Here is a 23,008-nt window from a genome sequence, read left to right on the forward strand (position 1 = left end):
AGGCAAGCCTAACCACGGAGCCTCGCCGGTCCGTCGACCGGGCGGCCCCTGCGTTCCGGCTCCGTCTCCCCCGCTTCCGCGCCGCCCCTGGAGATTCACGTGGCAGACCGCACGGCCCGCAAGAACCAGGTCCACCACGCACAAGTGGTCCGCACCGAGCAGCTCACGCCCCATATGGTGCGCGTCGTACTCGGAGGTGCCGGGCTGGCGGACTTCGACGCGGGCGAGTACACGGACCACTACGTCAAGCTGCTCTTCCCCGTGCCGGGCGTGGAGTATCCCGAGCCCTTCGACATCACGCGCATCCGTGCCGACTTCCCGCGCGACCAATGGCCCATCACCCGTACGTACACGGTGCGTTCATGGGCCCCGTCCGCACGGGAGCTGACCCTCGACTTCGTCGTACACGGCGACGAAGGAGTGGCCGGTCCATGGGCACGCGCCGCCCGGCCCGGCGACGAGGTCCGCTTCCTCGGCCCCGGTGGTGCCTACGCCCCCGACCCGGACGCCGACTGGCATCTCCTCGCGGGCGACGAGAGCGCCCTTCCGGCCATCGCGGCGGCCCTCGAAGCGATGCCCGCGGACGCTCATGTGAAGGCGTTGATCGAGGTCGAGGGCCCCCAGGAGGAGCAGAAGCTGAGCCTGCCGGACACGGCGGGCGTGGTGTGGCTGCACCGAGGTGCGGCCCGTGTCGGGCAGAAGCTGGCGGAGGCCGTACGGGCGCTGGAGTTCCCGCCTGGTACGCCGCAGGCGTTCGTGCACGGCGAGGCGGGGTTCGTCAAGGAACTCCGCCGTCATCTGCGTCTCGAACGCGGCCTGGAGCGCGGTCAGTTGTCCGTATCGGGCTACTGGCGGCTCGGACATGACGAGGACGGCTGGCAGGCGTCGAAGAAGGAGTGGAAGGCACAGGTGGAGGCGGAGCAGGAGACCGCCAGTCTGTATTGATCACGAGCGTTGTTGACGCTCGGAGTCTTGATCACAGCGAAGGCCTCCGCTGTGGTGGAGCTGTCTAAGGACTGCACCGCAGGGAGGCCTTCGTGTACCACCGTAATGCCCGTTTGACCGTGATCGGTCGGCGGCTGCTGGTTGAACGAGTCGGATCCGGCCGTCCTGTCGCGCACGTCGCGGCCGAGATGGGCATCTCGCGAACCACCGCCTACAAATGGGTCCGCAGGTTCGCCGCTGAAGGCGAGGCGGGGGTTGGCGTAGGCACGGCTCTGAGCTGAACATAGCCCGGCGGCAGGGCTGTTGACCTCCGGTCTGTTTCGGGACCCGCGCGGGTCAGGCCCGCCGCGGGACCGCCGGGCGTCAGGTGGCCGTACGACGCTCCTCGCCACTGGCCTGCCGGAGCGCGTCGGTGTGGCGGGTGAGGGCGTCGACCTGCGTGGCCAGGTCGTCGTGGCTGCCGGTGAGGTAGCGACGGGCGCCGTTCAACGGCCCGAGGAGCGCGGCGGGGTCGCTGCTGCCGAGAGCTTGCGCGAGGGGAGTCCGGACCTTGGCGGGCAGGTCGGTGAGTGCGGTGACCTGCCCGGCGAGCCGGCGGAGATCGGCGGCGTTGCCGCGGGCCCAGGTGGTGACGGTGCGATCGGCCGCGCGGCGATCGCGGACGGCCCGGATGCGCTCTTCACCGTTGGCCCCGGGGGCCCCGGGGCGCAGCCGCAGATAGCGGCGTTCGGCGGCCTGGCGGCTCGCGACGCCGAGCGGGTGGGCGAGTTCGGCCCAACTGGCGCCGGCCTCACGGGCCGTTTCGATCAGCCTGGGTTCCCAGCCGGCGAGCTGATCGCGCAGTTCGCGCAGAAGCAGGAGGGCGGCCAGAGCCTGCTCGGAGCTGGCGTCGGGGCCTGGCTCCTCCTCGCGCCGCCGGGTCTGAGCGGTGCGGACGGCTTCCTCGATGGTCTCCAGCGCTGCTCTGGCGGCGAGGAAGGAGCTGGGCGAGGAGGTCGATGCCTGATCCTGTGCGGCCATGCGATCACCTTCCGCATCGTCAACCGTCGGATGACGAGCTTGCTTGTCATCGTTTCGATGACATGTTACAAGAGAGGCAGGTACCAGCGCATGGGCATGGATTACCTGGAGTGGAGGTGTTTTCACGATGCTGATGCGCACCGATCCCTTCCGTGAACTCGACCGGCTCGCCCAGCAGTTCTTCGGCAGCACATCCGGCACCTGGTCGCGCCCCGCGTCGATGCCGATGGACGCCTACCGCGAGGGCGATGAATACGTCATCGCCCTCGATCTGCCCGGCGTCGACCCGGATGCCATCGACGTCAACGTCGAGCGGAACATGCTGACGGTCCAGGCCGAGCGCCGTCCCCTCAGCAAGACCGACGAGACACAGGTGGAACTCTCCGAGCGGCCGCTGGGTGTCTTCTCACGCCAGCTGGTGCTGGCCGACACGCTGGACACCGAGCACATCAGCGCCGACTACGACGCGGGAGTCCTCACGGTGAGAGTCCCGATCACCGAGCGTGCCAAGCCGCGCAAGATCGCCATCGGCGCGTCCCCGGGACGCAAGGAGATCCGGGCCTGAGGCACGGCCTCACCGGCAGCGGCGCAGGGCGGGCTGCTCTCCCCTCCCTCCGCGACTCCCGCCCTCCGCCGCTGCGCCCTCCGCTGACGAGCCGGAAGGAGGAACGGGGCAGTCATGGTGGCCGTACGGTGGGAGGCGTTCCTTGAGCAGGTGCAGGAACGCGGCGAGTACCCGACCCATGCCGAGGCCGACCGGGCGGCGCGCACCGTACTTGCCCTGCTGGGGGCGCACTTGGTCGGCGATGTACGGGCCGAGCTGGCCGCCCGGCTCCCGGAGACCTTCGCGCTGATCCTGCTCAACCCTCTTCAGGCGGCCGAACCGCTCTCCGCCGAGCGGTTCGTGCGGGCCACTGCGGCGTGGATCGAGGGAGCCACCGAGCAGACGGCGGCCTGGGACGTGGGCGCCGTGCTCAGCGTGGCCGCCGACGCGGCAGGCGAAGAGCTGACCCGCCGTATCCTGCTCCAACTGCCCCCGGGCTACGACCTGCTCTTCGGCCGCCCCCAGGACACCACGTCCCACGAACACAGGCCGCAGAACCGGTGACCGCGCTGCCACCGGCCGACCGACACCAGCCCATCCCACAACGAGAAACGAGAAAGGTGCAGCCCGCCCATGCCGTACTCGTCGGGACACTCGACGACTGTCACGCCGACCACCACCGTCACGCCCGCCATGTCGTACGCGCAGATGCTGGAGCGCGTGCGCTACGACGGCGCCTACCCCACCTGGGAGCGGGCTGAGGAGACGCTCCGCGACGTTCTGGCCGCACTCGGTCGCCGGCTCGCCGGACAGGAGAGGGCGGAACTCGCCGCCCGCCTCCCCCGCGAGGCCTCCGCGATCCTCACCGCGCAGACACCCGAGTCCGACCGGCTGACAGGGTGGGCGTTCGTCAAGGACCTGGCCGTGCGCACCGGCGGCACGCTCGCCACCACCCGCTGGGATGTCGGTTCCGTCCTGGGCGTCGTGGCTCACCTGGCGGGCCCCGAGCTGCTCGACCGCGTACTCGCGCGGCTTCCCTCCGGCTACGCGATCCTCTTCGGCCGCGCCGAACTCGTCCAGGCGGCGTGACGGCGCCCGCGCCCGTGCCCGAGTGAGCCCGAGTGAGGCGGTCTCGACGAGCCCTCGACGAGCGTAATGCCGCCGGTGACCCAGCACGACAGGAGCCCGGCATTCCGGGGCAGGCCGACGGCAGCGCGGCACCTCGCGCGGCCTGCTCCGGAACGTGCCGGGCCGGGCGCATGGCACGCTGAACGCACCGGACGCGCTCAAGCACGCGAAGGAGACGGGGGTGGAGCGAACGGTGTTCGAGACGGTGTTCCGGGGCGCGGAACTGCCCCCGGCGGAACGGTTCGACGGATGGCGGCAACTGGCCTTCGCCAGCCATGCGCCGACCGAGCTCCGTACCGACCACGCCGACGACTTCGACGCGACGCTGCGCCTGCTGGAACTGGGCCCCGTCCAGGTGTCCGTGCTCGCCTGTCCCTCGCTGCTCGGCGACGGCTCCGAAACCCTCGTCGGCCCAACCGCCCTGCTGCCCGGCCATGTTCGCCCCCCAGTTCGCGCCTGCGATTACGCTCGCGGCGCCATCGGCCGGATCACGCTACGCGGCGGCCCCGTGGCCTCACGAATGGATTTCCCGCCCGCTGCCGGTCGCTTCCCGCCCGCCCTTGCGGGCGGCCGCCTCGCCCGGCTCAGCGCTCCAGCTCTCCCGGTGGGCACTCGGGCCGTGGCGCCGTGACCGGATTGCAGCGCACCGGGCCGCTGCCGTGCGGGAGTTCGGCCACGTAGTCGGACCCGTAGCGCGCGGCGAGACCGGGCACGGGGAAGTCGGTGGAGACCATCTGCGCACCCGAGGACAGAGCGTCGCGCAGCATGCCCTCGTCCCCGCTCTCCGCCTGATCGAGCGGCACATCGGAGCGGGTCCTGACGAAGTACCCCTTGCGCACCAGGTCCCGGATGACGGCCTTGCCGGAGCCGGTCGGATCGTTGACCTTCATGAACGCGGCGTCGGGACGGCCCGGTTCGGAATCGGTGAACAGGACCCTGCCCTGGAGGCTCTCCCGGCCTCCGGCACGGTAGGCGTCCTGAAGCCGCCGGTCGTCGTTGTCCATCAGGAACATCGCCTTGCCCCGAGCGTCGGACAGGCGCGGCCAGCCGTGCCTGAGCACCGACTCCTCCAGGGTCTGTCCGGGCCTGCGGATGTCGTCGGCGGTGATCGTGTCCTCGTCCGGGAAGACGCTGCGGATCTCCGCGTCCAGCGCGTCCAGCATCTTCGTGTCCCAGGGCGGACTCTTCGCCCCGCCGCGTGCCTCCAACTCCGGGTCGGTCTCCTTCAGTTCGAGCAGTACGGGCACCGGCACGCCACCGGGGCGGCTCTCGGACCACTGCTTGACCTGACGCAGACAGCGCCTGAGCGAGACACAACTGCTGCGGTAGTCGAAGTCGGCCCAGTGCAGCACCTTGAAGCCCGGCTCGCGCAACTCAGGGTCGGTGAGCGGGGGAAGCCCGGCCTCCTTGCGGATCAGGGGGTCGGCGTAGAGGCCGCCGTCGGGGTCGGGGAAGACGTCCAGTTCGATGCCGCGTGCCTGCTGGAGGGAGAACTGCACGGGCAGCGACGCATGGCTGTAGAGCAACGTGCGGAAGCTCGGATCGTGCTGTGCCATCAACTGCTGCTCGGCGAACGGAGCTTCACGGTGATAGCTGTTGTGCGTGGCCATCGCCTGGATCTGGGTGACGCGCAGTGAGCCCGTCCCGGCAGCCGCCTCACCGGACGGCGGGGCGGGCGCCGCCGAGGAGAGCGTCACCGTGGCGGCGAGCGCGGCGCCGGCGGCGAGGATTCGCCGTGCGGCACGGCGCCCGGCCCCCGAGCCGGACGCAAACGTGGACCTGAGCCTGGACGTGTATCCGTACGTGGTGCGCACATCGGCCTCCCGCGGCACGAGAACATCAGGCGCGATGTACATGCCCGCGCGGCGCACGGCGCCAACACCGGCCCGCGCCAAGGAAGTTCACCGGACCCCGCACTTGGACTCCCGGCCTGGGACCCCGAGCCTGGGACCCCGAGCCTGGGACCCCGAGCCTGGACGCAGGCCGGGAACCGCCCGGGGTCACCGGGTCACCGGGTCACCGGGTCACCCCACGCTCGTGTACTCCACGACGCCGCGCCGCATCGACTCCAGGGCCCTGCGCGCGTTCTTCGCCACGTCTCCCCCGGCGGGAGCGGCAACGGCGATCTGCCCCAGTACGTCGATGCACTGCTTGCACCAGCGCACAAAGTCACCGGCGGGCATATCGGCGTCGCGCAGCACGGAGTCCAGACCGTGGCCCTCGGCCCAGCGGTACGCGGCCCAGGCGAAGCCCAGATCGGGCTCGCGCTGGCCTACGCCCTCGGTCTGGCTGATGCGGTGATCCTCCTCCAGGGCGTCCAGTCGGCCCCAGATCCGCACCATCTCCTCCAGGGCTTCGCGTGCGCCGCCTCCCGGGAGCTTCGGCGGCAGCGCATCGTCGGCCGCACGCGACTCGTAGACCAACGCCGAGACGCAGGCGGCCAGTTCGGACGGCGGCAGCCCCTCCCAGACGCCGTCGCGAAGGCATTCGCTCGCCAGCAGGTCCAGCTCCCCGTAGAGCCGCGCCAGTCGCCTGCCGTCCTCCGTGACCTCGTCGCCACGTAGATAGCCCAGCTCCGTCAGCACCGCCGAGACCCGGTCGAAGGTGCGGGCGATGGTGTTCGTACGGCCCTCGATCTTGCGCTCGAGCTGACGGGTGTCCCTCTTGAGCCTGTGGTATCGCTCCGCCCAGCGTGCGTGGTTCTCCCGCTCGTCGCAGCCGTGGCAGGGGTGGCGGCGGATGTCCGCGCGCAGCTTCGCGATCTCCTCGTCGTCGGCCGCGGCGGAACGCTCCTTGCGGTGCCGTGGCGGCGCATGGTGCCCGGCCTTCGTACGCAGTGCCGACGCCAGGTCGCGCCGCGACTCGGGACTGCGGGCGTTGAACGACCGCGGAATGCGCATCCGTTCAAGCGCCTCGACCGGTACGGGGAAGTCGATGGAGCCCAGCCGCTTCACCTGCCGCTGGGCCGTCAGCACGAGCGGACGCGGCCCGTCGTGCTGATGCCAGCCGCGCTGATGCGACGGGCCACGTCCGCCACCGCCGCCCGTACCGGGGTCGAGCACCAGCGCCAGCCCCGCGAACTTGCCCGTCGGCACATGGATGACGTCGCCCGGCCTCAGCTTCTCCAGCGCTGCGGCGGCCTGCGCCCTGCGCTGAAGTGCGCCCTGCTTGGCCAGTTCGGTCTCACGGTCCTTCAGCCGGCGGCGCAGCCGCGAGTACTCCTCGAAGTCGCCGAGGTGGCACGTCATGGACTCGCGGTAGCCCTCCAGGCCCTCCTCGTTGCGCTGCACCTGCCGGGAGATGCCGACGACGGACCGGTCGGCCTGGAACTGGGCGAAGGAAGTCTCCAGCAGCTCACGCGAGGTGTGCCGCCCGAACTGCCCGACCAGGTTCACGGCCATGTTGTACGAGGGCTTGAAGGACGAACGCAGCGGATACGTACGCGTACCGGCCAGCCCCGCGAGGGCGCCCGGGTCCATGCCGCGCTGCCACAGCACGACGGCGTGGCCCTCGATGTCGATGCCGCGGCGCCCCGCCCGGCCGGTGAGCTGGGTGAACTCGCCGGGCGTGATGTCCGCGTGCTGCTCGCCGTTCCACTTGACCAGCTTCTCCAACACCACGGAGCGCGCAGGCATGTTGATGCCGAGCGCCAGGGTCTCCGTGGCGAAGACGGCCTTCACCAGGCCGCGTACGAAGAGCTCCTCCACGACCTCCTTGAAGGTCGGCAGCATGCCCGCGTGGTGCGCGGCGATGCCCCGCTCCAGGCCCTCCAGCCACTCGAAGTACCCGAGTACGTGCAGATCGGTGTCCGGGATGTCGGCCGTGCGCTCCTCGACGATGTCGCGCACCCGGGCCCGCGCCGCGCTGTCGTTGAGCCGCAGCCCGGCGTAGAGGCACTGCTGGACGGCCGCCTCGCAGCCCGCGCGGCTGAAGATGAAGGTGATGGCGGGCAGCAGGCCCTCGGAGTCCAGCCGGTCGATGACCTCCGGGCGGCCCGGCGTCCATACGCGGGAACGCCTTCGCCGCTCACGCTCGCGGTCGGCCTCCCTGCGCGGGCTGCCCCAGCCGGCGGTCGCGCGGCCCGGTCAGCCGACTGTTCTCCATGCGGGCCATGCGCACCAGGTCCGGATTGACCTCGCGCTTCTCGCCCTTCTCCTCGAAGAGGTCGTACATACGGCGGCCCGCGAGTACGTGCTGCCACAGCGGCACCGGGCGGTGCTCGGAGACGATCACCTCGGTGTCGCCGCGCACCGTGTCGAGCCAGTCGCCGAACTCCTCGGCGTTGGAGACGGTCGCCGAGAGCGAGACGAGGGTGACCGACTCCGGGAGGTGGATGATCACTTCTTCCCAGACGGCGCCGCGGAAGCGGTCGGAGAGGTAGTGCACCTCGTCCATGACCACGTATCCGAGGCCGTCGAGCGCCTGCGAGCCCGCGTAGAGCATGTTCCGCAGGACCTCTGTCGTCATCACGATGACGGGTGCCGTCGCGTTGACGCTGTTGTCGCCCGTGAGCAGGCCGACGCGGTCCGCGCCGTGCCGCTTGACCAGGTCGTTGTACTTCTGGTTGGAGAGGGCCTTGATCGGCGTCGTGTAGAAGCACTTGCGGCCCTGCGTGAGAGCCAGGTGCACGGCGAACTCGCCGACGATCGTCTTGCCGGAGCCGGTCGGCGCCGCGACCAGCACTCCCTTCCCGGCTTCGAGGGCTTTGCACGCCTCGATCTGGAACTCGTCGAGATCGAAGTCGTACAGGTCACGGAACGGGGCGAGAGCGGTGGCCTGCTCTGCGGCACGCAGCCGCGCCAGTGCGTATCGCTCTGCGGGGGACAGATCCTCGGTCATCGTGACTACGAGCCTACCGGCCACCTCCGACAGCCACTCACGATCATCATCCGCCTACGAGCAGCCGCACCGCCCTCGGCTCGACCCCCGCGGTCAGCGGCAGCGGCCCCAGCGGCTCCCCGTCCGCGTAGCCCGTCACGTCGGGCGCCTCCAGCCGCACGCTGCGCGCACGGTGAGTGGTGACGACGGGATGGGACAGATGGGTGCCCTTGTAGACGCGGGGGAAGACCCGCAGCAGCGTGGCCCGGCTGCACTCCCCCACGACCGTCACGTCGAAGAGCCCGTCGTCCATGTCGGCGCCGTGGCAGATGCGCATGCCGCCGCCGTACGAGGGGCCGTTGCCGACGGCGACCAGCGTGGCCTCGACCTCCAGCGGTTCGCCGTCGTCGAGCGTGATGCGGTACGGGATGGGCTTGAACGCGGCCAGCTCGGCCAGGATCGCCAGGTCGTACTTGGCCTTGCCCGAGGGCCAGCGCATCCGGTTGCCGCGGTCGTTGACGCGGGAGTCGAAGCCGGAGGCGAGCACCGAACCGAACCAGCGGTCCCCGGCTCTGCCGAGGTCGATGCGCCGCTCGTGCCCGGCCTTCAGGGCCTCGGCGACGAGCCTTCCGGCCTCGGCGGGCTGCCGCACCGGCAGGCCCGTGGCGCGGGCGAAGTCGTTGCCGGTGCCCACGGCCACGACGCCGAGCGGGGTGTCCGTACCGGCGACCGCCTGCAACGCCAGGGACGACATGCCGTCGCCGCCGACGGCGATCAGGGCTCCGGTGCCCGCGTGCACGGCCTCACGGGCTCTCACGAGGGCGTCGCCGGCGTCGTTGCCGACGACCGTCCGTACGGCGAACCCGGCCCGGCGCAGTGCGTCGGCGGCGGGCTGTGCGGCGCCGGCGCCCCGGCCACGGCCCGCGGTGGGATTGACGAAAAGGGTGATCTCGCTGGTCACGCGCGGACCCTACCGGGTCAGGTCGCGTCGTCGTAACCGTCCCGTCCCTCCGGGATCTCCCGGCCCGCCTGTCCGTCCCGTCCGGCCGCCTCGCCGTCGGGAAGGGCGCGGGGCGCGGGGACGGTCTCGCTCTCCTCCAGGGCGTCGGGCCCGTCGATCTGTGAGGCCTCGTCGTCGTCGAGTTCCGCGTACGGGTCGCTGCGGGCGCGGCGGCGGTCGTTGAAGAGGCAGACCGCGACGGCGCCGAAGTAGAGCAGCACGATGGGCGCCGCGAGAGCCCCCATGGTGAGGGGGTCGCCGGTGGGTGTGGCCACGGCGGAGAAGATCGTGATGCACAGCACCATCGCCCGCCACCAGCTCAGCAGCCTGCGCCCGCTGAGGATCCCGGTGAAGTTGAGCATCACCAGCAGCAGCGGCAGTTCGAAGGCGAGCCCGAAGACGATCACGAGCCGGGTGACGATGTCGAGGAAGTCGTCGAGCGGGATCAGGTTTCCGGTCCCGTCGGGGCTGAAGTCGAGCAGCGTCGCGGCGGCCTTCGGCAGTATCAGATACGCGAGGTAGGCGCCGCCGAGGAAGAGCGGCACGCCTGCTCCGACGAAGGCACGAGCGTACTTCTTCTCGTGCTTGTGCAGCCCCGGGGCGAGGAAGGCCCAGAGCTGGTGGAGCCACACGGGCGACGCGGCGACCACGCCCACGGTCAGTGCGACCTTGAGCATGATCGTGAAGGGGGCGATCAGGCCGTTGATGGTGATCTCGGCGCAGGTCTCGCCGTTCTCGGCGGCCCGCCCGAATCCCTCGGTGCAGCCGACGGACTCACGCACCGGGTCGGTGAGGAAACCGGCGATCGGCTTGTAGTAGATCATCGCCACGACGGTGACGACGAGGATCGCCAGCACCGCCTTCATCAGCCGGTTGCGAAGCTCCCGCAAATGGTCCGCGAGCGGCATCCGCCCCTCGGGGTCCTTCTCCCTCTTGCCCTCTTTACGGGCTGACTTGAGCAACCCAGGTCCTCGTTGTCTAAAGGTGTCGGAAATACCGGTCGTGCCGTGCGTCCCCTGCGGGGGCCGTACGGCGAAGTCGCACGACGGTCAGGACTGGTTCTGCTGCTTCTGGGTGCTCGGCTCGGAGACGGGCCGGGAGCTGGCGACGTCGCCTGGCGCGGCCTGGATCGTCTTCGGTGCCGCCTGCTGCGACTCGGCGGTGGTGCCGGTCTCCCCGTCGTCGCCGTCCTTCTTCATCTGCTTGGCCTCGCTCTTGAGGATGCGGGCAGACTTGCCCAGCGAACGAGCCATGTCCGGAAGCTTCTTGGCGCCGAACAGCAGCAGGATGACCAGGACGATCAGAACGATCTCCAGGGGCTTCAGGTTGCCGATCATGTGCCACTACCTTCTCGCCGGGGCCGGCGTGTGTCCTTGCCTGCCGTGTGAATCGGACGGGCTGCGTCGAGCGAGTGCTTCAGCGATCGTAACCCTGTGCCGTGAACCTCGGGCAATGCCCGTACTGGCCAGAGGTTGCGCTCGCCCCCCCGCTGCCGCGACGCGGCACTACGCAGCTTACCGCTCAAAGGTACGGGCCAGGCAGGGCGTCCGTGCACCCCGCGCTCGTGGATGCTCACGCACAACCCCCGGACAGAAAGGGTCATTTACGTACATCTACGGACGTTCGCGAGTGCCCGCGGGCCTCACATCACCGTGGACTCCGCCCTCTCCCGCGGCACCGGCCCGCCCGGCCAGCGGCACCGCGGCACGCTCCAGGTCCTCGGCGGCACGGGTGATCCGCTCGGAACCGTCACCGACGGCCCGCGCGAAACGGCGCACTTCCAGCCCGACCCGGACGGCCAGCACCCCGAGCACGGCGGTTCCGCAGAAGGCGATCGTGAGAAAGAACATGGGCCAGAGCATGAGGCGAGCCTAGTGGCACAAGAGCGGACCGCCGCCCGCCCTCGCGCCACCTGCCTTCGCGCCCCCGCCGTCATCCCGCCGGCGGGCATGCCCGCCGCGCTCACTCCCCGTAGGCCGCCAGCGCCGTGCGCGCCGCCTCCCGTGCGCTGTCGGCGAGTTCGCGCGGAGCGACGATCCTGCCGTCGTGGCCCAGCCGGAGCGCCAGCCGCCGCAGCGACGCCGGATCGGGGGTACGCAGGGTCACGCGAAGACCTCCGTCGGGCAGCTCCTCCGCGCTGTCGTACGGGTAGTACTCGGCGACCCAGCGGCCACCGGGCCCCACCTCGACGACGACCTCCGGATCGTCGGCGGAGGGCTGCACCAGCCCCTCGCTGAGATCGCGCAGCTCCACCGCGGGCGGATCGGCGGGCTCGTCCAGCAGCCGGATCGCGGCCACCCTGTCCAGCCGGAAGGTACGGCGGGCCTCCGAGAGCCGGCACCAGCCCTCCAGATACGTGTGGCCGACGGCGAAGAGACGGATCGGGTCGACCTCACGCTCGGTCAACTCGTCGCGCGCCGGGGAGTAGTAGCGCAGCCACAGCCGCCGCCGCTCGGCGATGGCACGGTCCACGTCGGCGAAGACGCCGCCCTCCGACTCGAAGGTCACCGACAGCCGCGAACTGGCGCTCGCGCTCTCCCCCGCGGCCTCCTCCAGCTTGGCCGTCGCCCGGCGCAGCGCGTCCCGGTCGCTCTCGCGCAGGCCCGGCAGGGTCGCCACCGCGCGGGCGGCGACGAGCAGCGCGGTCGCCTCGTCGGACGCCAGGCGCAGCGGCTGCGCGGTGTCGCTGCCGAGGGCGTCGGCGTTGCGCCACCAGATGCGCTCGCCGTCGGTGTCGATCTCCAGCAGGTCGCCGCCGCGGAAGCTGGTGCCGCACATCGGCAGCACGTCCAGGTCGGCGATCAGCTCGTCGGCGGTGATGCCGAAGGCGCGCGCCACATCGTCGATTCGCGCGCCGGGCCGTTCACGCAGATATGTGACCAGCGACAGCATCCGCCGGGTCTGGTCGATGGCGTTCGGTGCCACGGTCCTGTGCTCCCCCTCAGCCCTTGGCGACGGCGCGCAGCCGGTCCACCACTTCGGCCCGCAGTTCGGCCGGTTCCAGCACGATGACGTCCGGCCCGAACTCCACCAGCCAGGCGTCCAGGCCGTGACCGTACGGGATCTCCAACTCGTCCCAGCCGTCGGGCAGTTCGCGTACGTCGTTGGCCCGGGAGCGCAGCGGATAGCCGGCGCCGGCGCGCAGCCGGATGCGTGCGGTGCGCGACGCGCTCTCCCCCGCCCAGCGCTCGACGGTCTCCCTCACGGTCACCTGGTCGGGAACCGGAGCGGTGAACGCCGAGGCACGGGAGCGCACCGCACCCGTGATGCGCGAGAGGCGGAAGACGCGCTCGGCCTGCCGGTCGCGGTCGAAGCCCGCGAGATACCAGTGGCCGCGCCAGCACTCCAGCGTCCAGGGCTCGACCTGACGGCGCTCCGGGCGGGCGGCGTTGGACTTGCGGTAGTCGAAGACGACAGGACGGCGGTCACGGCACGCGAGCATCAAAGGCTCGAACGCCGCCTCGCGGGCGGGGATATGGGGCTCCAGCGTGCTGTGCGGTACGGAAGGGACGGCACCGCCGTCCTCCTCGCCGTTGTGCGGCATGCCGCCCGCGGCGTGCAGCTTCTGGAGGGCGCCGCTCGCGGCTCCGGCGAGGCGTGCCTGCTGCCATACGCGTGCGGCGAGACCGAGGGCCGTGGCCTCCTCGGCGTCGAGGGCGATGGGCGGGAGGCGGTTGCTGTCGCGCTGCGCCCGGTAGCCGATCTCGCCGTCCAGGCTCTCCACCGTGTCGATCACGAGGCCGAGTTCACGCAGATCGTCCTTGTCGCGCTCGAACATCCTGTTGAAGGCCTCGTCGCTGCCGGCCTCCAGATAGGCCTCGATCGAGGTACGCAGCTCGCGCTTGGTCAGCGGGCGCCGGGTCCCCAGCAGGCACAGCGCCAGATTCATCAGCCGCTCGGCCTTGGCAATCGCCATGGGCTCCCTCGCGCTCCCGTACTTCTCGTACTGCTCTGTGCTCTTCTCGGCAATTGACCGTACCGCTCGCGGGGTTCCGCGCAAAAGCAAGGGCGTACCGCCCGAAAACAAGACCGGAGGCCCCGCCCTCGGGCGGGACCTCCGGTCGAAGCCGCGTCGCGGCCCGGCTCAGACGGAGACCAGGTCGCAGACGAAGATCAGGGTCTCGTTCGGCTTGATGCGGCCGCCGCCCGCGCCCTGCTCCCCGTACGCGAGGTGGGCGGGGATGGTCAGCCGGCGGCGCCCGCCGACCCTCATGCCCTGCACACCGCGGTCCCAGCCGGGGATGACCTGGCCGGCGCCGAGCTGGAACTGGAGCGGCTTGCCCCGGTTCCAGCTGGCGTCGAACTCCTCGCCGCTGGAGAAGGAGACGCCCACGTAGTGGACGGAGACGTTGTCGCCGGCCTTGGCCTCGGGCCCGTCGCCCTCCCAGAGATCCACGATCTCCAGATCGGCAGGCGGCGCGCCCTCGGGAAAGTCGACCTCGGGCTTGTCGATGCTCACGAAATGGCTCCTAGCAACGAATCATTCGGACAACCGCGCCAGTGTGTCACGCGGGGTCATTTGACGCTCAGCACGTCCACCGAGAAGACCACGCCCGACGAGAACTGCTTGCGCTGCTGCTTCGGGAACTCGCTCTTGGGCACCGAGACCACGACACGGCTGCCGGCCTTCTTGCCCTTCAGCGCCTCGGCCCAGCCGGGGATCTTGTTCACGGGGATCTCCTGGGGACCGCCCTGGGCCCAGGTGTTGTCGAGCTGCCTGCCGCCCTTCCACAACTTGGCCGAGAACTGCGTCAGTACGGTGCTCTTCTCGGTGACCTTCTTGCCGTCGCCCTCGATGATCGTCTCGTCGAGCAGCTTGTCCGGGGCCTCGTCCTTGCCCTTCGGCATGGTGATCTCCGGCGCCTTGTCCGCCTCGACCTTGGTGCTCACCTTGGGCAGATCGGGGTTGTGGTCGCCCTTCACCGGCTTGCCGTCGATCTTGTTCGGCATGATCTTCTCAAGGTCGACGACGAAGACGAGGGTCGAGTTCTTCGGGATCGTGGGCGGCTGGCCCTGCTTGCCGTAGCCCTTCGACGGGGGGACGACCATCTCGACGCGACTGCCGAGCCTCTTGCCCACCAGGGCCTCGTCCCAGCCCTTGATGACCTTGCCGGTGCCGATCTGGAACGTGGCGGGCTGACCGCGCTTCCAACTGCTGTCGAATTCCTTACCGTTCCACAGCTGCCCGTGGTAATTGGCGTTGAGCGAGTCGCCCTTCTTGACCTTCTGCCCCTTGCCCTCCTTGAGGACCTTCACCTTCAGGTCCTTCGGGGGCTTGCCCTTGCCCTTGGCCACCTTGGGCTTCTTGTCGGTCGCACCGGTGACCTGCGGGGGCTGACCGTTCTCGTCCTCGCCTCCGCAGCCGGCGACCGTGGCGATCAGCGCGGGTACGGCGAGAGCCACGACGAGGCGGCGCGCGAAGCGGTTCCTGGGGCGGGGGGTCGTTCCCCGGGGGGTATGCAGCATTGTGTCCAACTCGCGGTCTAGGGATGTCCGGACGGTCGGGGGCAACCCTACGGCCCCGTCCGGACATCCCGACCCCGCATCGACACGTCTTACATTCCGGCGATGAGCTTCTCCACCCGCTCGTCGACCGACCGGAACGGGTCTTTGCACAGCACAGTGCGCTGTGCCTGATCGTTGAGCTTGAGGTGGACCCAGTCGACGGTGAAGTCCCGGCGCTGCTCCTGCGCCCGCCTGATGAAGTCGCCCCGCAGTCGCGCACGGGTCGTCTGCGGCGGCACCGACTTGCCCTCGAAGATCTTCAAGTCGTTGCAGATACGGGCGGCTTGGCCGTTGCGCTCCAGCAGGTAGTACAGCCCGCGGCGGCGGTGGATGTCGTGGTACGCGAGATCTATCTGCGCGATACGCGGGTGCGACATCGTGATGTTGTTCTTGTTCCGGTAGCGCTCGATCAACTGGTACTTCATGACCCAGTCGATCTCCGTGTTGATCTTGTCGAGTTCCTGGGTGCGGATCGCGTCCAGCGAACGTCCCCACAGCTCCAGTACGCGCTCCACCCGGCCCGTGCGGATGCCGCGGCGGTCGCAGAAGTCCAGCGCCTTCTCGTAGTACTCCTGCTGCACCTCCAGCGCGGAGGCCTCCCGTCCGCTCGCTAGGCGCACCTTGCGCTGCCCGGTGATGTCGTGGCTGACCTCGCGGATGGCCCGGATCGGGTTCTCCAGGGTCAGGTCGCGCATGACGGTGCCCGCCTCGATCATGCGCAGCACCAGGTCGGTGGCGCCGACCTTCAGCAGCATCGTCGTCTCGGACATGTTGGAGTCGCCCACGATGACGTGGAGCCGGCGGTACCGCTCGGCGTCCGCGTGCGGTTCGTCGCGGGTGTTGATGATCGGGCGGGAGCGGGTGGTCGCCGAGCTGACCCCTTCCCAGATGTGCTCGGCGCGCTGGCTGACGCAGTAGACGGCGCCTCGCGGCGTCTGGAGGACCTTCCCCGCACCGCATACGAGCTGCCGCGTGACGAGGAAGGGGATGAGCACGTCCGCCAGCCGCGAGAACTCCCCGTGCCGTGCGACGAGATAGTTCTCGTGGCAGCCGTAGGAGTTCCCCGCCGAGTCGGTGTTGTTCTTGAAGAGGAAGACGTCGCCTGCGATTCCTTCCTCGTGCAGGCGCCGTTCGGCATCGACGAGGAGGCCCTCGAGGATGCGTTCGCCGGACTTGTCATGGGTGACCAGCTCGGTCACGTTGTCGCACTCGGGAGTCGCGTACTCGGGGTGTGACCCCACGTCCAGATAGAGGCGGGCCCCGTTGCGCAGAAAGACGTTGCTGCTGCGGCCCCATGACACGACACGGCGGAAGAGGTACCGCGCCACTTCGTCGGGGGACAGACGGCGCTGACCCCGGAACGTACACGTGACGCCGTACTCGTTCTCAAGCCCGAAGATTCGGCGGTCCATGACTGAACATTACGCCTGGGGGCCGGTTCTGAAACCGGGTTGGGGTGCACCGTTGCGATCATTTTCCGCCTCGGTGACCGGCGCCGACGCAGGTCCGCGGCCCGCATCGGGGCCTCGTCCAGGACCTGATTCCGTGCCCGTCTCCGTGCCTGCGGCGGCGCTCGTAGCAGGGCCCGCGACCGGGGCGGAACCGCTGCGGAAGCCCCTCGCCGGTGCCGCCGCCAGGGCCCGTGCCGTCAGCAGCAGCACGAGAAAGGCGGCCAGCCCTCCACCGCCGACGACGGCGAAGCCCGCGGAGGACCCGCCGCGCTCGATGACGGGACCCACTACGCCCGTACCGGCGGCCGCACCCACACCGAACGTCGTCACCAGCCAGGAGAACGCCTCGGTGACCGTACCCGAGGGAGCGTGCCGGTCGACCACCACGAACGCGCAGGCCAGTGCCGGTGCGAGGAAGACGCCCGAGATCCCGGCGAGGACCGTCATCGCGACGACCCCCGGTACGAGAACGAGCGGCATGTAACCCAAGGCAAGGGCGAGAACAAGCCAGATCAGCCGGCGTTCGGGAGCGCCCGCCCAGTGCCGCGCGCCGTAGACCACGCCCCCGACGAGCGCGCCGAAGCCCAGCGCGGAGAGCAGATAGCTGGAGATGAGGGCCTCGCCGTGATCGTCGGCATAGCTGACGGAGGCGACGGCCACGGCGCCCAGCGCGAGCCCGACGAAGAAGAAGGTCCCCAGCAGCGCCAGCAGGCCCGGCGAGCGGAGCGCGCCCAGCCAGTGGGGCTCGCGAGGAGCCGACCGCCAGGCACGCGACGGCGGCGAGACCACGACCGAGAGGGCACCCAGGACGCCGAGCGCGTTGATCAGCAGCAGCGCGGCCGCCTCGTTCCACATCGCCACGAACACCGTGACCAGCAACGGCCCTACGGCGAACATGACTTCCTGGGCCACGGCGTCGAGCGCGTACGCCCTGTGCACCTTCTCGGGGCCCTTGAGCACGCTCGGCCACAGCGCCCGCAGCCCGCCTTCGAGCGGCGGTGTGCAGATCCCCGCGACGAGCACGCCCGCCGCGGCGGCCCACACCCGTCCCGTACCGGCGACCGTCAGCAGCAGCATGCCCAGAGCCGAGAGCACCGCCGCGGGAAGCATCACCCGAGGCTGCCCCCGCAGATCGACGAGGCGCCCCAGCAGCGGCTGGCCCACCGCGGTCGCGAGTCCGTAGACGGCGGAGAGCACGCCCGCGAGCGTGTAACTGCCGCCCTCGGCGCGGGTGAAGAGCACGATCGCCAGCGGGCCGGTGGCATTGGGCAGCCGTCCCGTCAGCGTGCCCGCGAGCAGGCGCATCGCATGGCGGGCACGCAGCAGTTCGGCATAGCCCGTCGCCATGGCTTCCGTCTCCTCCCGGCGCTCGCGGGGCGCCGTCCTCGGTCCGCGCACCGATACGTTGTACGTATAACGGCCGCCGTCATACGTACCATGTCGCTCACCCCACGGTCCACCCCGGCAGCCACGGGACGCCCGGGACCGGGCCACGGATGGCGAAGGAGCACGGATGGCGAGCACCAGGCGGCCCCGGCGCCCCGGCGAGGCGGACCGGCCGCCCAACGGGACCTCGGCGGGCCGCCCCACCAGCCGCGACGTCGCCCGGCAGGCGAGCGTCTCCCAGGCGACGGTCTCCCTCGTGCTGGGCGGCAAGTGGCAGGGCCGGGTCTCCCCGCGTACCGCCGAGACCGTCCGTACGGCCGCGAGGGAGCTCGGCTACCGGCCCAACCTGGCCGCACGCAGCCTCCGTCTGGGCCGCACCCGCACCGCGCTCCTCGTCGTGCCTGCCCTCACCCACGACTACTTCGCGCGGGTACACGCCGGTGCCTCCCACGTCGCCGAGGAGCACGACTTCGGCGTCGTCCTCTACCCCTCCCCCGCCGGCACAGGACCGGCCGTAGACCCCTTCGGCTCGGCACGGGCCGCGCTCGACGGCGTGATCGCCTCCTCGATGGCGGCCGACGCGCTGGCCGCCCTGGGCGAGGGCGGACTGCCGCTGGTGATGCTCGACACCGACCCGGACAGCGACCGAGCAGCCGCCACCGTGAACCTCGACATCGCCGACGGAATGCGCCAGGCCGCCGGGCACCTACTCGGGCTCGGCCACCGTCGTCTCGCGCATCTGGCCGCCGCCGTGGACACCTGGACCTTCCGCGAGCGGGCACGAGCGCTGACCGACACCGTCGCCGAAATCCCCGAAGCGTCCGTACGGACCGAGGCCAGCGCCCTCGACATCGAGGACGCCCTGCGTGCCGCGACCCGCGCCCTCACCGCCTGCCCCCGGCCCACCGCGCTGGTCTGCGACGACGATCTGCTGGCCGCCGGAGCCTGCAAGGCCGCACGGCGGCTGGGACTGCGCGTGCCCGAGGACGTGTCCGTGACGGGCTTCGACGATCTGAGCCTGGCGACCGCGCTGGAACCGGAGCTGACGACGGTACGGCTGCCCGCGGAGGAGGTCGGCGCGGCAGGCATGCGCGCGCTGCTCGCGACGCTGGAGGGCCGGGCGGCCGACGCACCAGTGCTTCCCGTGCGGCTCGTACGACGCGGCTCCACGGCTGCGCCGTCCGCCACGGACGCCCCTGGCAGTTGAGGGGCGACGAGGACCGGTCCTCAACGCCGCGTGCCCCGCGGGCAGTTGAACCCGCGGGGCACGACGTAGGCGTTTCGCTGGAGCGCTACTCCTCCGAGCCCTCGCCTGAGGACTCCTCCGAACTGTCCTCGTCCGAAGAGGAGTCAGAACTCCCCGAGCTCTCGTCCTCCCCCAGCAGCCGCCGCAACTGACTGCCCAGCACCCGCTTGAACTTGCGCTGCTGGACACGGCTGCGGTCGAGCAGCGCGACCTCCAACTGGTCGGCGGTCACCTCTCGTTCGCCGCCGTTGTTGTCGCGCGCCAGGGACTCCTTGCCGAGCTTGACGGCCTCCGCGAGGGTCATGTCGTCGCGGTGCCGCTGTTCCAGATAGCTGTTGATCTGGTCGGAGTTGCCGCCGACGGCGAGCGAGCCGTGCTCGTCGACGATGGAACCGTCGTGCGGAAGCCGGTAGATCTGGTCGTCCTCGGGGGCGGGCCCCACCTCGGCGACGATCAGCTCGACCTCGTACGGCTTCTCCGCCGCGCTGGAGAAGATCGTCCCCAGGGTCTGCGCATAGACGTTGGCGAGCCCACGGGCCGTCACATCGGCGCGGTCATAGGTGAATCCACGCAGATCCGCGTAGCGGACGCCGCCAATCCGCAGATTCTCGAACTCGTTGTACTTGCCCACCGCCGCGAACGCGATGCGGTCGTAGATCTCGCTGATCTTGTGGAGCGACCGCGAGGGGTTCTCGGCGACGAACACGATGCCGTCGGTGTACTGGAGCACGACCACGCTGCGGCCCCGCGCGATGCCCTTGCGGGCGTACTCGGCGCGGTCCGCCATGGCCTGCTGTGGTGAGACGTAGAACGGCGTCGACACCGGCTATCCGTCCCTTCCTTCTCCTGTCAGAGGGCGCTGAAGGCCCCGTGGCCTTCGTCAGGTGAGCGGGGCCTGCGGCCCGTTGGGCTGCTGGAGGCGGCCTTCGTGCATCGTGCGTACGAGCGCGGAGACGTCGTCCTCGTCGAGCTTGCGGCAGCCCTCGTCGGAGATGACCGTGAGCGTCGGATAGATCTTGCGTGCCATGTCGGGGCCGCCCGTGGCGGAGTCGTCGTCGGCGGCGTCGTAGAGCGCCTGAAGCGCCACCGTGCAGACCTGCTCCTCCGTCAGGTCGTCCCGGTGCAGCTTCTTCAGCGACCCTCGTGCGAAGACCGAACCGGAACCCACGGCGGTGAAGCCGACCTCTTCGGAACGACCGCCCGTCACGTCGTAGGAGAAGATCCGGCCCTTCTCGCGGTCCACGTCGTAACCCGCGAAGACCGGGACTACGGCCAGGCCCTGCAGGGCCATGCCGAGATTGCTGCGGATCATCGTCGAGAGGCGGTTGGCCTTGCCCTCCAGGGACAGCGTCGAGCCCTCGACCTTCTCGAAGTGCTCCAGCTCCAGCTGGAAGAGCTTCACCATCTCCACCGCGAGCCCCGCCGTGCCGGCGATGCCGACGGCCGAGTACTCGTCGGCTGGGAAGACCTTCTCGATGTCGCGCTGCGCGATGACGTTCCCCATCGTCGCGCGGCGGTCACCGGCGAGCACCACACCGCCCGAGTACGTCGCCGCGACGATGGTCGTGCCGTGCGGAGCCTGCACGGCGCCCTCGACAGCAGGCAGGGGCCGGCTGCCGGGCAGCACCTCAGGGGCGTGCTCGGACAGGAAGTCCATGAACGAGGACGAGCCGGGCGTCAGGAAGGCAGTCGGCAGACGCCCTGTGTCACGAGTGTTGGCTTCCACACGTTTCCTTCCACAGTTCGGAAGTCGGTTCAGAAGAGATCTTGGAATACTGCACGGACCCTACCCACAGGCCCGGAAGTCACCCGTCCTGCGCCCCCGGTGACCGGGGACGCAGGACGGCGATCACGCGACTACTCTCCGCCCTTCTGAACGAACGACCGCACGAAGTCCTCTGCGTTCTCCTCGAGGACGTCGTCGATCTCGTCCAGGACGGAGTCCACGTCATCCGAGAGTGCTTCCTGGCGCTCCTTGAGATCCTCGGAGACCTGCGTCTCCTCAGCCTGCTCCTCGGTGTCCTCGGTCTGGCGGGTGGCCTTCTGCTGCCCGCCGCCGGTGTCCTTGGTCGCCATATCCTCACCCCGCTCGGTTCGGTGTACGCGTGACGTACAAGATCAGACCCTACAAGCAGGGACTGACATCGGCCCTTCACTTCTCCAACGTCGGAGTACCACCCCGGTGATTCCCGCATGCGGCACCGAATAGCCGTCCTCAGCCCCCGGAAAGCACTCTCACCAGCTCCTCCGCCGTGCGGCAGCGGTCGAGCAGCTCCTTGACGTGGTCGCGGGTGCCGCGCAGCGGCTCAAGCGTGGGCACCCGTTGCAGAGAGTCACGACCGGGCAGATCGAAGATGACCGAGTCCCAGGAGGCGGCGGCGACGTCGTCCGCGTACTGCTCCAGGCAGCGGCCCCGGAAATAGGCGCGGGTGTCCTCCGGCGGCTTGCCCACGGCGCGCTGGATGTCGTCCTCCTGAAGCAGCCGCTGGATGTTGCCGCGGTTGGCCAGGCGGTTGTAGAGCCCCTTGTCGGGCCGTACGTCGGCGTACTGGAGGTCCACCAGGTGCAGCCGGGCCGCGTCCCAGCCCAGGTTGTCACGGCGCCTGTAGCCCTCCATCAGCTCGCGCTTGGCGACCCAGTCCAGCTCCCCGGAGAGGCTCATCGGGTCCTGCTCGAGCCTGGTGAGGACGTCCTCCCAGCGTGCGAGCACGTCCTTGGTCTGCTCGTCGGCGTCGGCGCCCCAGCGCTCCTCGACGTATTTGCGCGCCAGCTCGCAGTACTCCATCTGAAGCTGTACGCCCGTGAGCGTGCGGCCGCTGCGCAGCGTGATCAGCTTGCCGAGCGTCGGGTCGTGCGAGACGTGGTGCAGGGTGCGTACGGGCTGGTCGACGGCGAGGTCGACCGCGATGAAGTTGTCCTCGATCATCGACAGGACCAGAGCGGTGGTGCCGAGCTTGAGGTAGGTGGAGACCTCCGAGAGGTTCGCATCGCCGATGATCACGTGGAGCCTGCGGTACTTCTCCGCGTCGGCGTGCGGCTCGTCACGGGTGTTGATGATCGGCCGCTTCAGAGTCGTCTCCAGGCCGACCTCGACCTCGAAGTAGTCGGCCCGCTGGCTGAGCTGGAAGCCGTGCTCGCTGCCGTCCTGGCCGAGCCCGACGCGTCCGGCGCCGCAGACCACCTGACGGGAGACGAAGAACGGCGTGAGGTGCCGCACGATGTCCGAGAACGGCGTCTCCCGCTTCATCAGGTAGTTCTCGTGCGTGCCGTAGGAGGCGCCCTTGTTGTCGGTGTTGTTCTTGTAGAGGTGGATGGCCTGGGTGCCGGGGACCTCGGCCGCCCGCTCGGCCGCCTCGGCCATGATCCGCTCGCCGGCCTTGTCCCACAGGACGGCGTCCATGGGGTTGGTGACCTCGGGCGCGCTGTACTCGGGGTGGGCGTGGTCGACGTAGAGACGGGCGCCGTTGGTGAGGATGACGTTGGCCAGGCCGATGTCCTCGTCCGTGAGCTGGCTCGCGTCGGCGGACTCCCGTGCCAGGTCGAAGCCGCGGGCGTCGCGCAGCGGGTTCTCCTCCTCGAAGTCCCAGCGGGCACGGCGCGCCCGGTGCATCGCCGCTGCGTAGGCGTTGACGATCTGGGATGAGGTGAGCATGGCATTGGCGTTGGGGTGGCCGGGTACGGAGATCCCGTACTCGGTCTCGATGCCCATTACTCGCCGTACGGTCATGCGGCCCTCCTTGCCCGGCAGCGACCCGCCTGTGGGCCGCCGCTCAAGTCCCGCTGCGCATCCGCCCCGTCTGCGGTCCTTCCCTCAGCACTGCACGCAGCGGCACTACGGACGAGCCTAGAACGCACGGCCTGAAGTCGGGAGATCACTCAGCGGACTTCCTCGGACTGCTCAAAACGGATCCGGCCACGGACGCCTCCCCGCCTCGGCGGGGGTCCACCAGGGGCGTCCGCAGCCG

Annotated in this window: 22 protein-coding genes and 2 pseudogenes; 7 read left to right on the forward strand and 17 right to left on the reverse strand. The window is 70.1% G+C overall.

Features of this window, described 5'->3' with window-relative positions; translation table 11 throughout:
- The first annotated feature begins 99 nt into the window (after positions 1-99).
- Entirely contained in the window at positions 100-945 is an 846-nt protein-coding gene (locus MMA15_RS02295) for a siderophore-interacting protein (protein ID WP_241057254.1), read from the forward strand.
- A gap of 92 nt (positions 946-1,037) precedes the next feature.
- Positions 1,038-1,202, forward strand: a pseudogene (locus tag MMA15_RS02300) (helix-turn-helix domain-containing protein); the annotation flags it as partial.
- A 106-nt stretch (positions 1,203-1,308) separates the two neighbouring features.
- Here MMA15_RS02300 and MMA15_RS02305 read toward each other — a convergent pair.
- A complete protein-coding gene (locus MMA15_RS02305) occupies positions 1,309-1,965 on the reverse strand; it encodes a type III effector protein (RefSeq protein WP_241057255.1) in 657 nt (218 codons plus the stop codon).
- A 127-nt stretch (positions 1,966-2,092) separates the two neighbouring features.
- Here MMA15_RS02305 and MMA15_RS02310 point away from each other — a divergent pair, with 127 nt between their 5' ends.
- The 4 genes from MMA15_RS02310 to MMA15_RS02325 all read left to right on the forward strand — a co-directional run bounded on the left by MMA15_RS02310 (position 2,093) and on the right by MMA15_RS02325 (position 4,268).
- Positions 2,093-2,530, forward strand: coding sequence for an Hsp20/alpha crystallin family protein (locus MMA15_RS02310; protein ID WP_241057256.1), 438 nt, complete (start codon positions 2,093-2,095; stop codon positions 2,528-2,530).
- 114 nt (positions 2,531-2,644) lie between these two features.
- A complete protein-coding gene (locus MMA15_RS02315; RefSeq protein ID WP_277399992.1) occupies positions 2,645-3,073 on the forward strand; it encodes a DUF2267 domain-containing protein in 429 nt (142 codons plus the stop codon).
- A gap of 129 nt (positions 3,074-3,202) precedes the next feature.
- On the forward strand, positions 3,203-3,598 hold the full coding sequence (locus MMA15_RS02320) for a DUF2267 domain-containing protein (RefSeq protein WP_372498313.1): 396 nt from the start codon (positions 3,203-3,205) through the stop codon (positions 3,596-3,598).
- A 220-nt stretch (positions 3,599-3,818) separates the two neighbouring features.
- A complete protein-coding gene (locus MMA15_RS02325; RefSeq protein ID WP_241057258.1) occupies positions 3,819-4,268 on the forward strand; it encodes a hypothetical protein in 450 nt (149 codons plus the stop codon).
- Here the strand turns inward: MMA15_RS02325 and MMA15_RS02330 are convergent.
- From MMA15_RS02330 to MMA15_RS02385, 12 genes and pseudogenes are all read right to left on the reverse strand, one after another.
- Positions 4,222-5,451, reverse strand: coding sequence for a phosphatidylinositol-specific phospholipase C1-like protein (locus MMA15_RS02330; protein WP_241057259.1), 1,230 nt, complete (start codon positions 5,449-5,451; stop codon positions 4,222-4,224). The two genes, MMA15_RS02325 and MMA15_RS02330, sit on opposite strands and share 47 nt — an antisense overlap.
- Before the next feature lie 210 nt (positions 5,452-5,661).
- Positions 5,662-8,476, reverse strand: a pseudogene (locus MMA15_RS02335) (DEAD/DEAH box helicase).
- A gap of 46 nt (positions 8,477-8,522) precedes the next feature.
- A complete protein-coding gene (locus MMA15_RS02340; RefSeq protein WP_241057260.1) occupies positions 8,523-9,416 on the reverse strand; it encodes a diacylglycerol kinase in 894 nt (297 codons plus the stop codon).
- A 17-nt stretch (positions 9,417-9,433) separates the two neighbouring features.
- The gene (tatC, locus tag MMA15_RS02345; protein ID WP_241057261.1) at positions 9,434-10,417 is read right to left on the reverse strand and encodes a twin-arginine translocase subunit TatC; all 984 of its coding nucleotides are present in this window, start codon (positions 10,415-10,417) and stop codon (positions 9,434-9,436) included.
- Positions 10,418-10,504: 87 nt separating this feature from the next.
- A complete protein-coding gene (gene tatA, locus MMA15_RS02350; protein WP_241057262.1) occupies positions 10,505-10,792 on the reverse strand; it encodes a Sec-independent protein translocase subunit TatA in 288 nt (95 codons plus the stop codon).
- A 276-nt stretch (positions 10,793-11,068) separates the two neighbouring features.
- Positions 11,069-11,317 (reverse strand): hypothetical protein, encoded by a 249-nt coding sequence (locus MMA15_RS02355; protein ID WP_241057263.1) that lies wholly within the window; start codon positions 11,315-11,317, stop codon positions 11,069-11,071.
- A 100-nt stretch (positions 11,318-11,417) separates the two neighbouring features.
- A complete protein-coding gene (locus tag MMA15_RS02360; protein WP_241057264.1) occupies positions 11,418-12,380 on the reverse strand; it encodes a helix-turn-helix transcriptional regulator in 963 nt (320 codons plus the stop codon).
- A 16-nt stretch (positions 12,381-12,396) separates the two neighbouring features.
- The gene (locus MMA15_RS02365; RefSeq protein WP_241057265.1) at positions 12,397-13,371 is read right to left on the reverse strand and encodes a helix-turn-helix transcriptional regulator; all 975 of its coding nucleotides are present in this window, start codon (positions 13,369-13,371) and stop codon (positions 12,397-12,399) included.
- A gap of 168 nt (positions 13,372-13,539) precedes the next feature.
- Complete coding sequence (locus MMA15_RS02370) at positions 13,540-13,914, reverse strand: FKBP-type peptidyl-prolyl cis-trans isomerase (protein ID WP_241057266.1); 375 nt, start codon at positions 13,912-13,914, stop codon at positions 13,540-13,542.
- Positions 13,915-13,970: 56 nt separating this feature from the next.
- Entirely contained in the window at positions 13,971-14,921 is a 951-nt protein-coding gene (locus MMA15_RS02375) for an FKBP-type peptidyl-prolyl cis-trans isomerase (RefSeq protein WP_241057267.1), read from the reverse strand.
- An 89-nt stretch (positions 14,922-15,010) separates the two neighbouring features.
- Positions 15,011-16,372 (reverse strand): Pup--protein ligase, encoded by a 1,362-nt coding sequence (gene pafA, locus MMA15_RS02380; protein WP_169137720.1) that lies wholly within the window; start codon positions 16,370-16,372, stop codon positions 15,011-15,013.
- 9 nt (positions 16,373-16,381) lie between these two features.
- Entirely contained in the window at positions 16,382-17,758 is a 1,377-nt protein-coding gene (locus tag MMA15_RS02385; protein ID WP_241057268.1) for an MFS transporter, read from the reverse strand.
- A 166-nt stretch (positions 17,759-17,924) separates the two neighbouring features.
- On the opposite strand from MMA15_RS02385, the gene MMA15_RS02390 reads away from it, so the two are divergent.
- On the forward strand, positions 17,925-19,004 hold the full coding sequence (locus MMA15_RS02390; protein WP_241057269.1) for a LacI family DNA-binding transcriptional regulator: 1,080 nt from the start codon (positions 17,925-17,927) through the stop codon (positions 19,002-19,004).
- Positions 19,005-19,089: 85 nt separating this feature from the next.
- Here MMA15_RS02390 and prcA read toward each other — a convergent pair whose 3' ends face one another.
- The 4 genes from prcA to dop all read right to left on the reverse strand — a co-directional run bounded on the left by prcA (position 19,090) and on the right by dop (position 22,770).
- Positions 19,090-19,866 carry a proteasome subunit alpha gene (prcA, locus tag MMA15_RS02395; RefSeq protein WP_241057270.1) on the reverse strand — a complete coding sequence of 259 codons (777 nt, stop codon included), beginning with the start codon at positions 19,864-19,866 and terminating at the stop codon, positions 19,090-19,092.
- A gap of 57 nt (positions 19,867-19,923) precedes the next feature.
- Positions 19,924-20,769, reverse strand: a complete 846-nt coding sequence (prcB, locus tag MMA15_RS02400; protein WP_241057271.1) for a proteasome subunit beta — start codon at positions 20,767-20,769, stop codon at positions 19,924-19,926.
- Between the two features lie 131 nt (positions 20,770-20,900).
- Positions 20,901-21,119, reverse strand: coding sequence for a ubiquitin-like protein Pup (locus MMA15_RS02405; RefSeq protein ID WP_181764673.1), 219 nt, complete (start codon positions 21,117-21,119; stop codon positions 20,901-20,903).
- Positions 21,120-21,258: 139 nt separating this feature from the next.
- A complete protein-coding gene (dop, locus tag MMA15_RS02410; RefSeq protein ID WP_241057272.1) occupies positions 21,259-22,770 on the reverse strand; it encodes a depupylase/deamidase Dop in 1,512 nt (503 codons plus the stop codon).
- Positions 22,771-23,008 lie beyond the last annotated feature (238 nt).

It is taken from the genome of Streptomyces marispadix, assembly GCF_022524345.1.
In the GTDB taxonomy this organism is placed as follows: Bacteria; Actinomycetota; Actinomycetes; order Streptomycetales; family Streptomycetaceae; genus Streptomyces; species Streptomyces marispadix.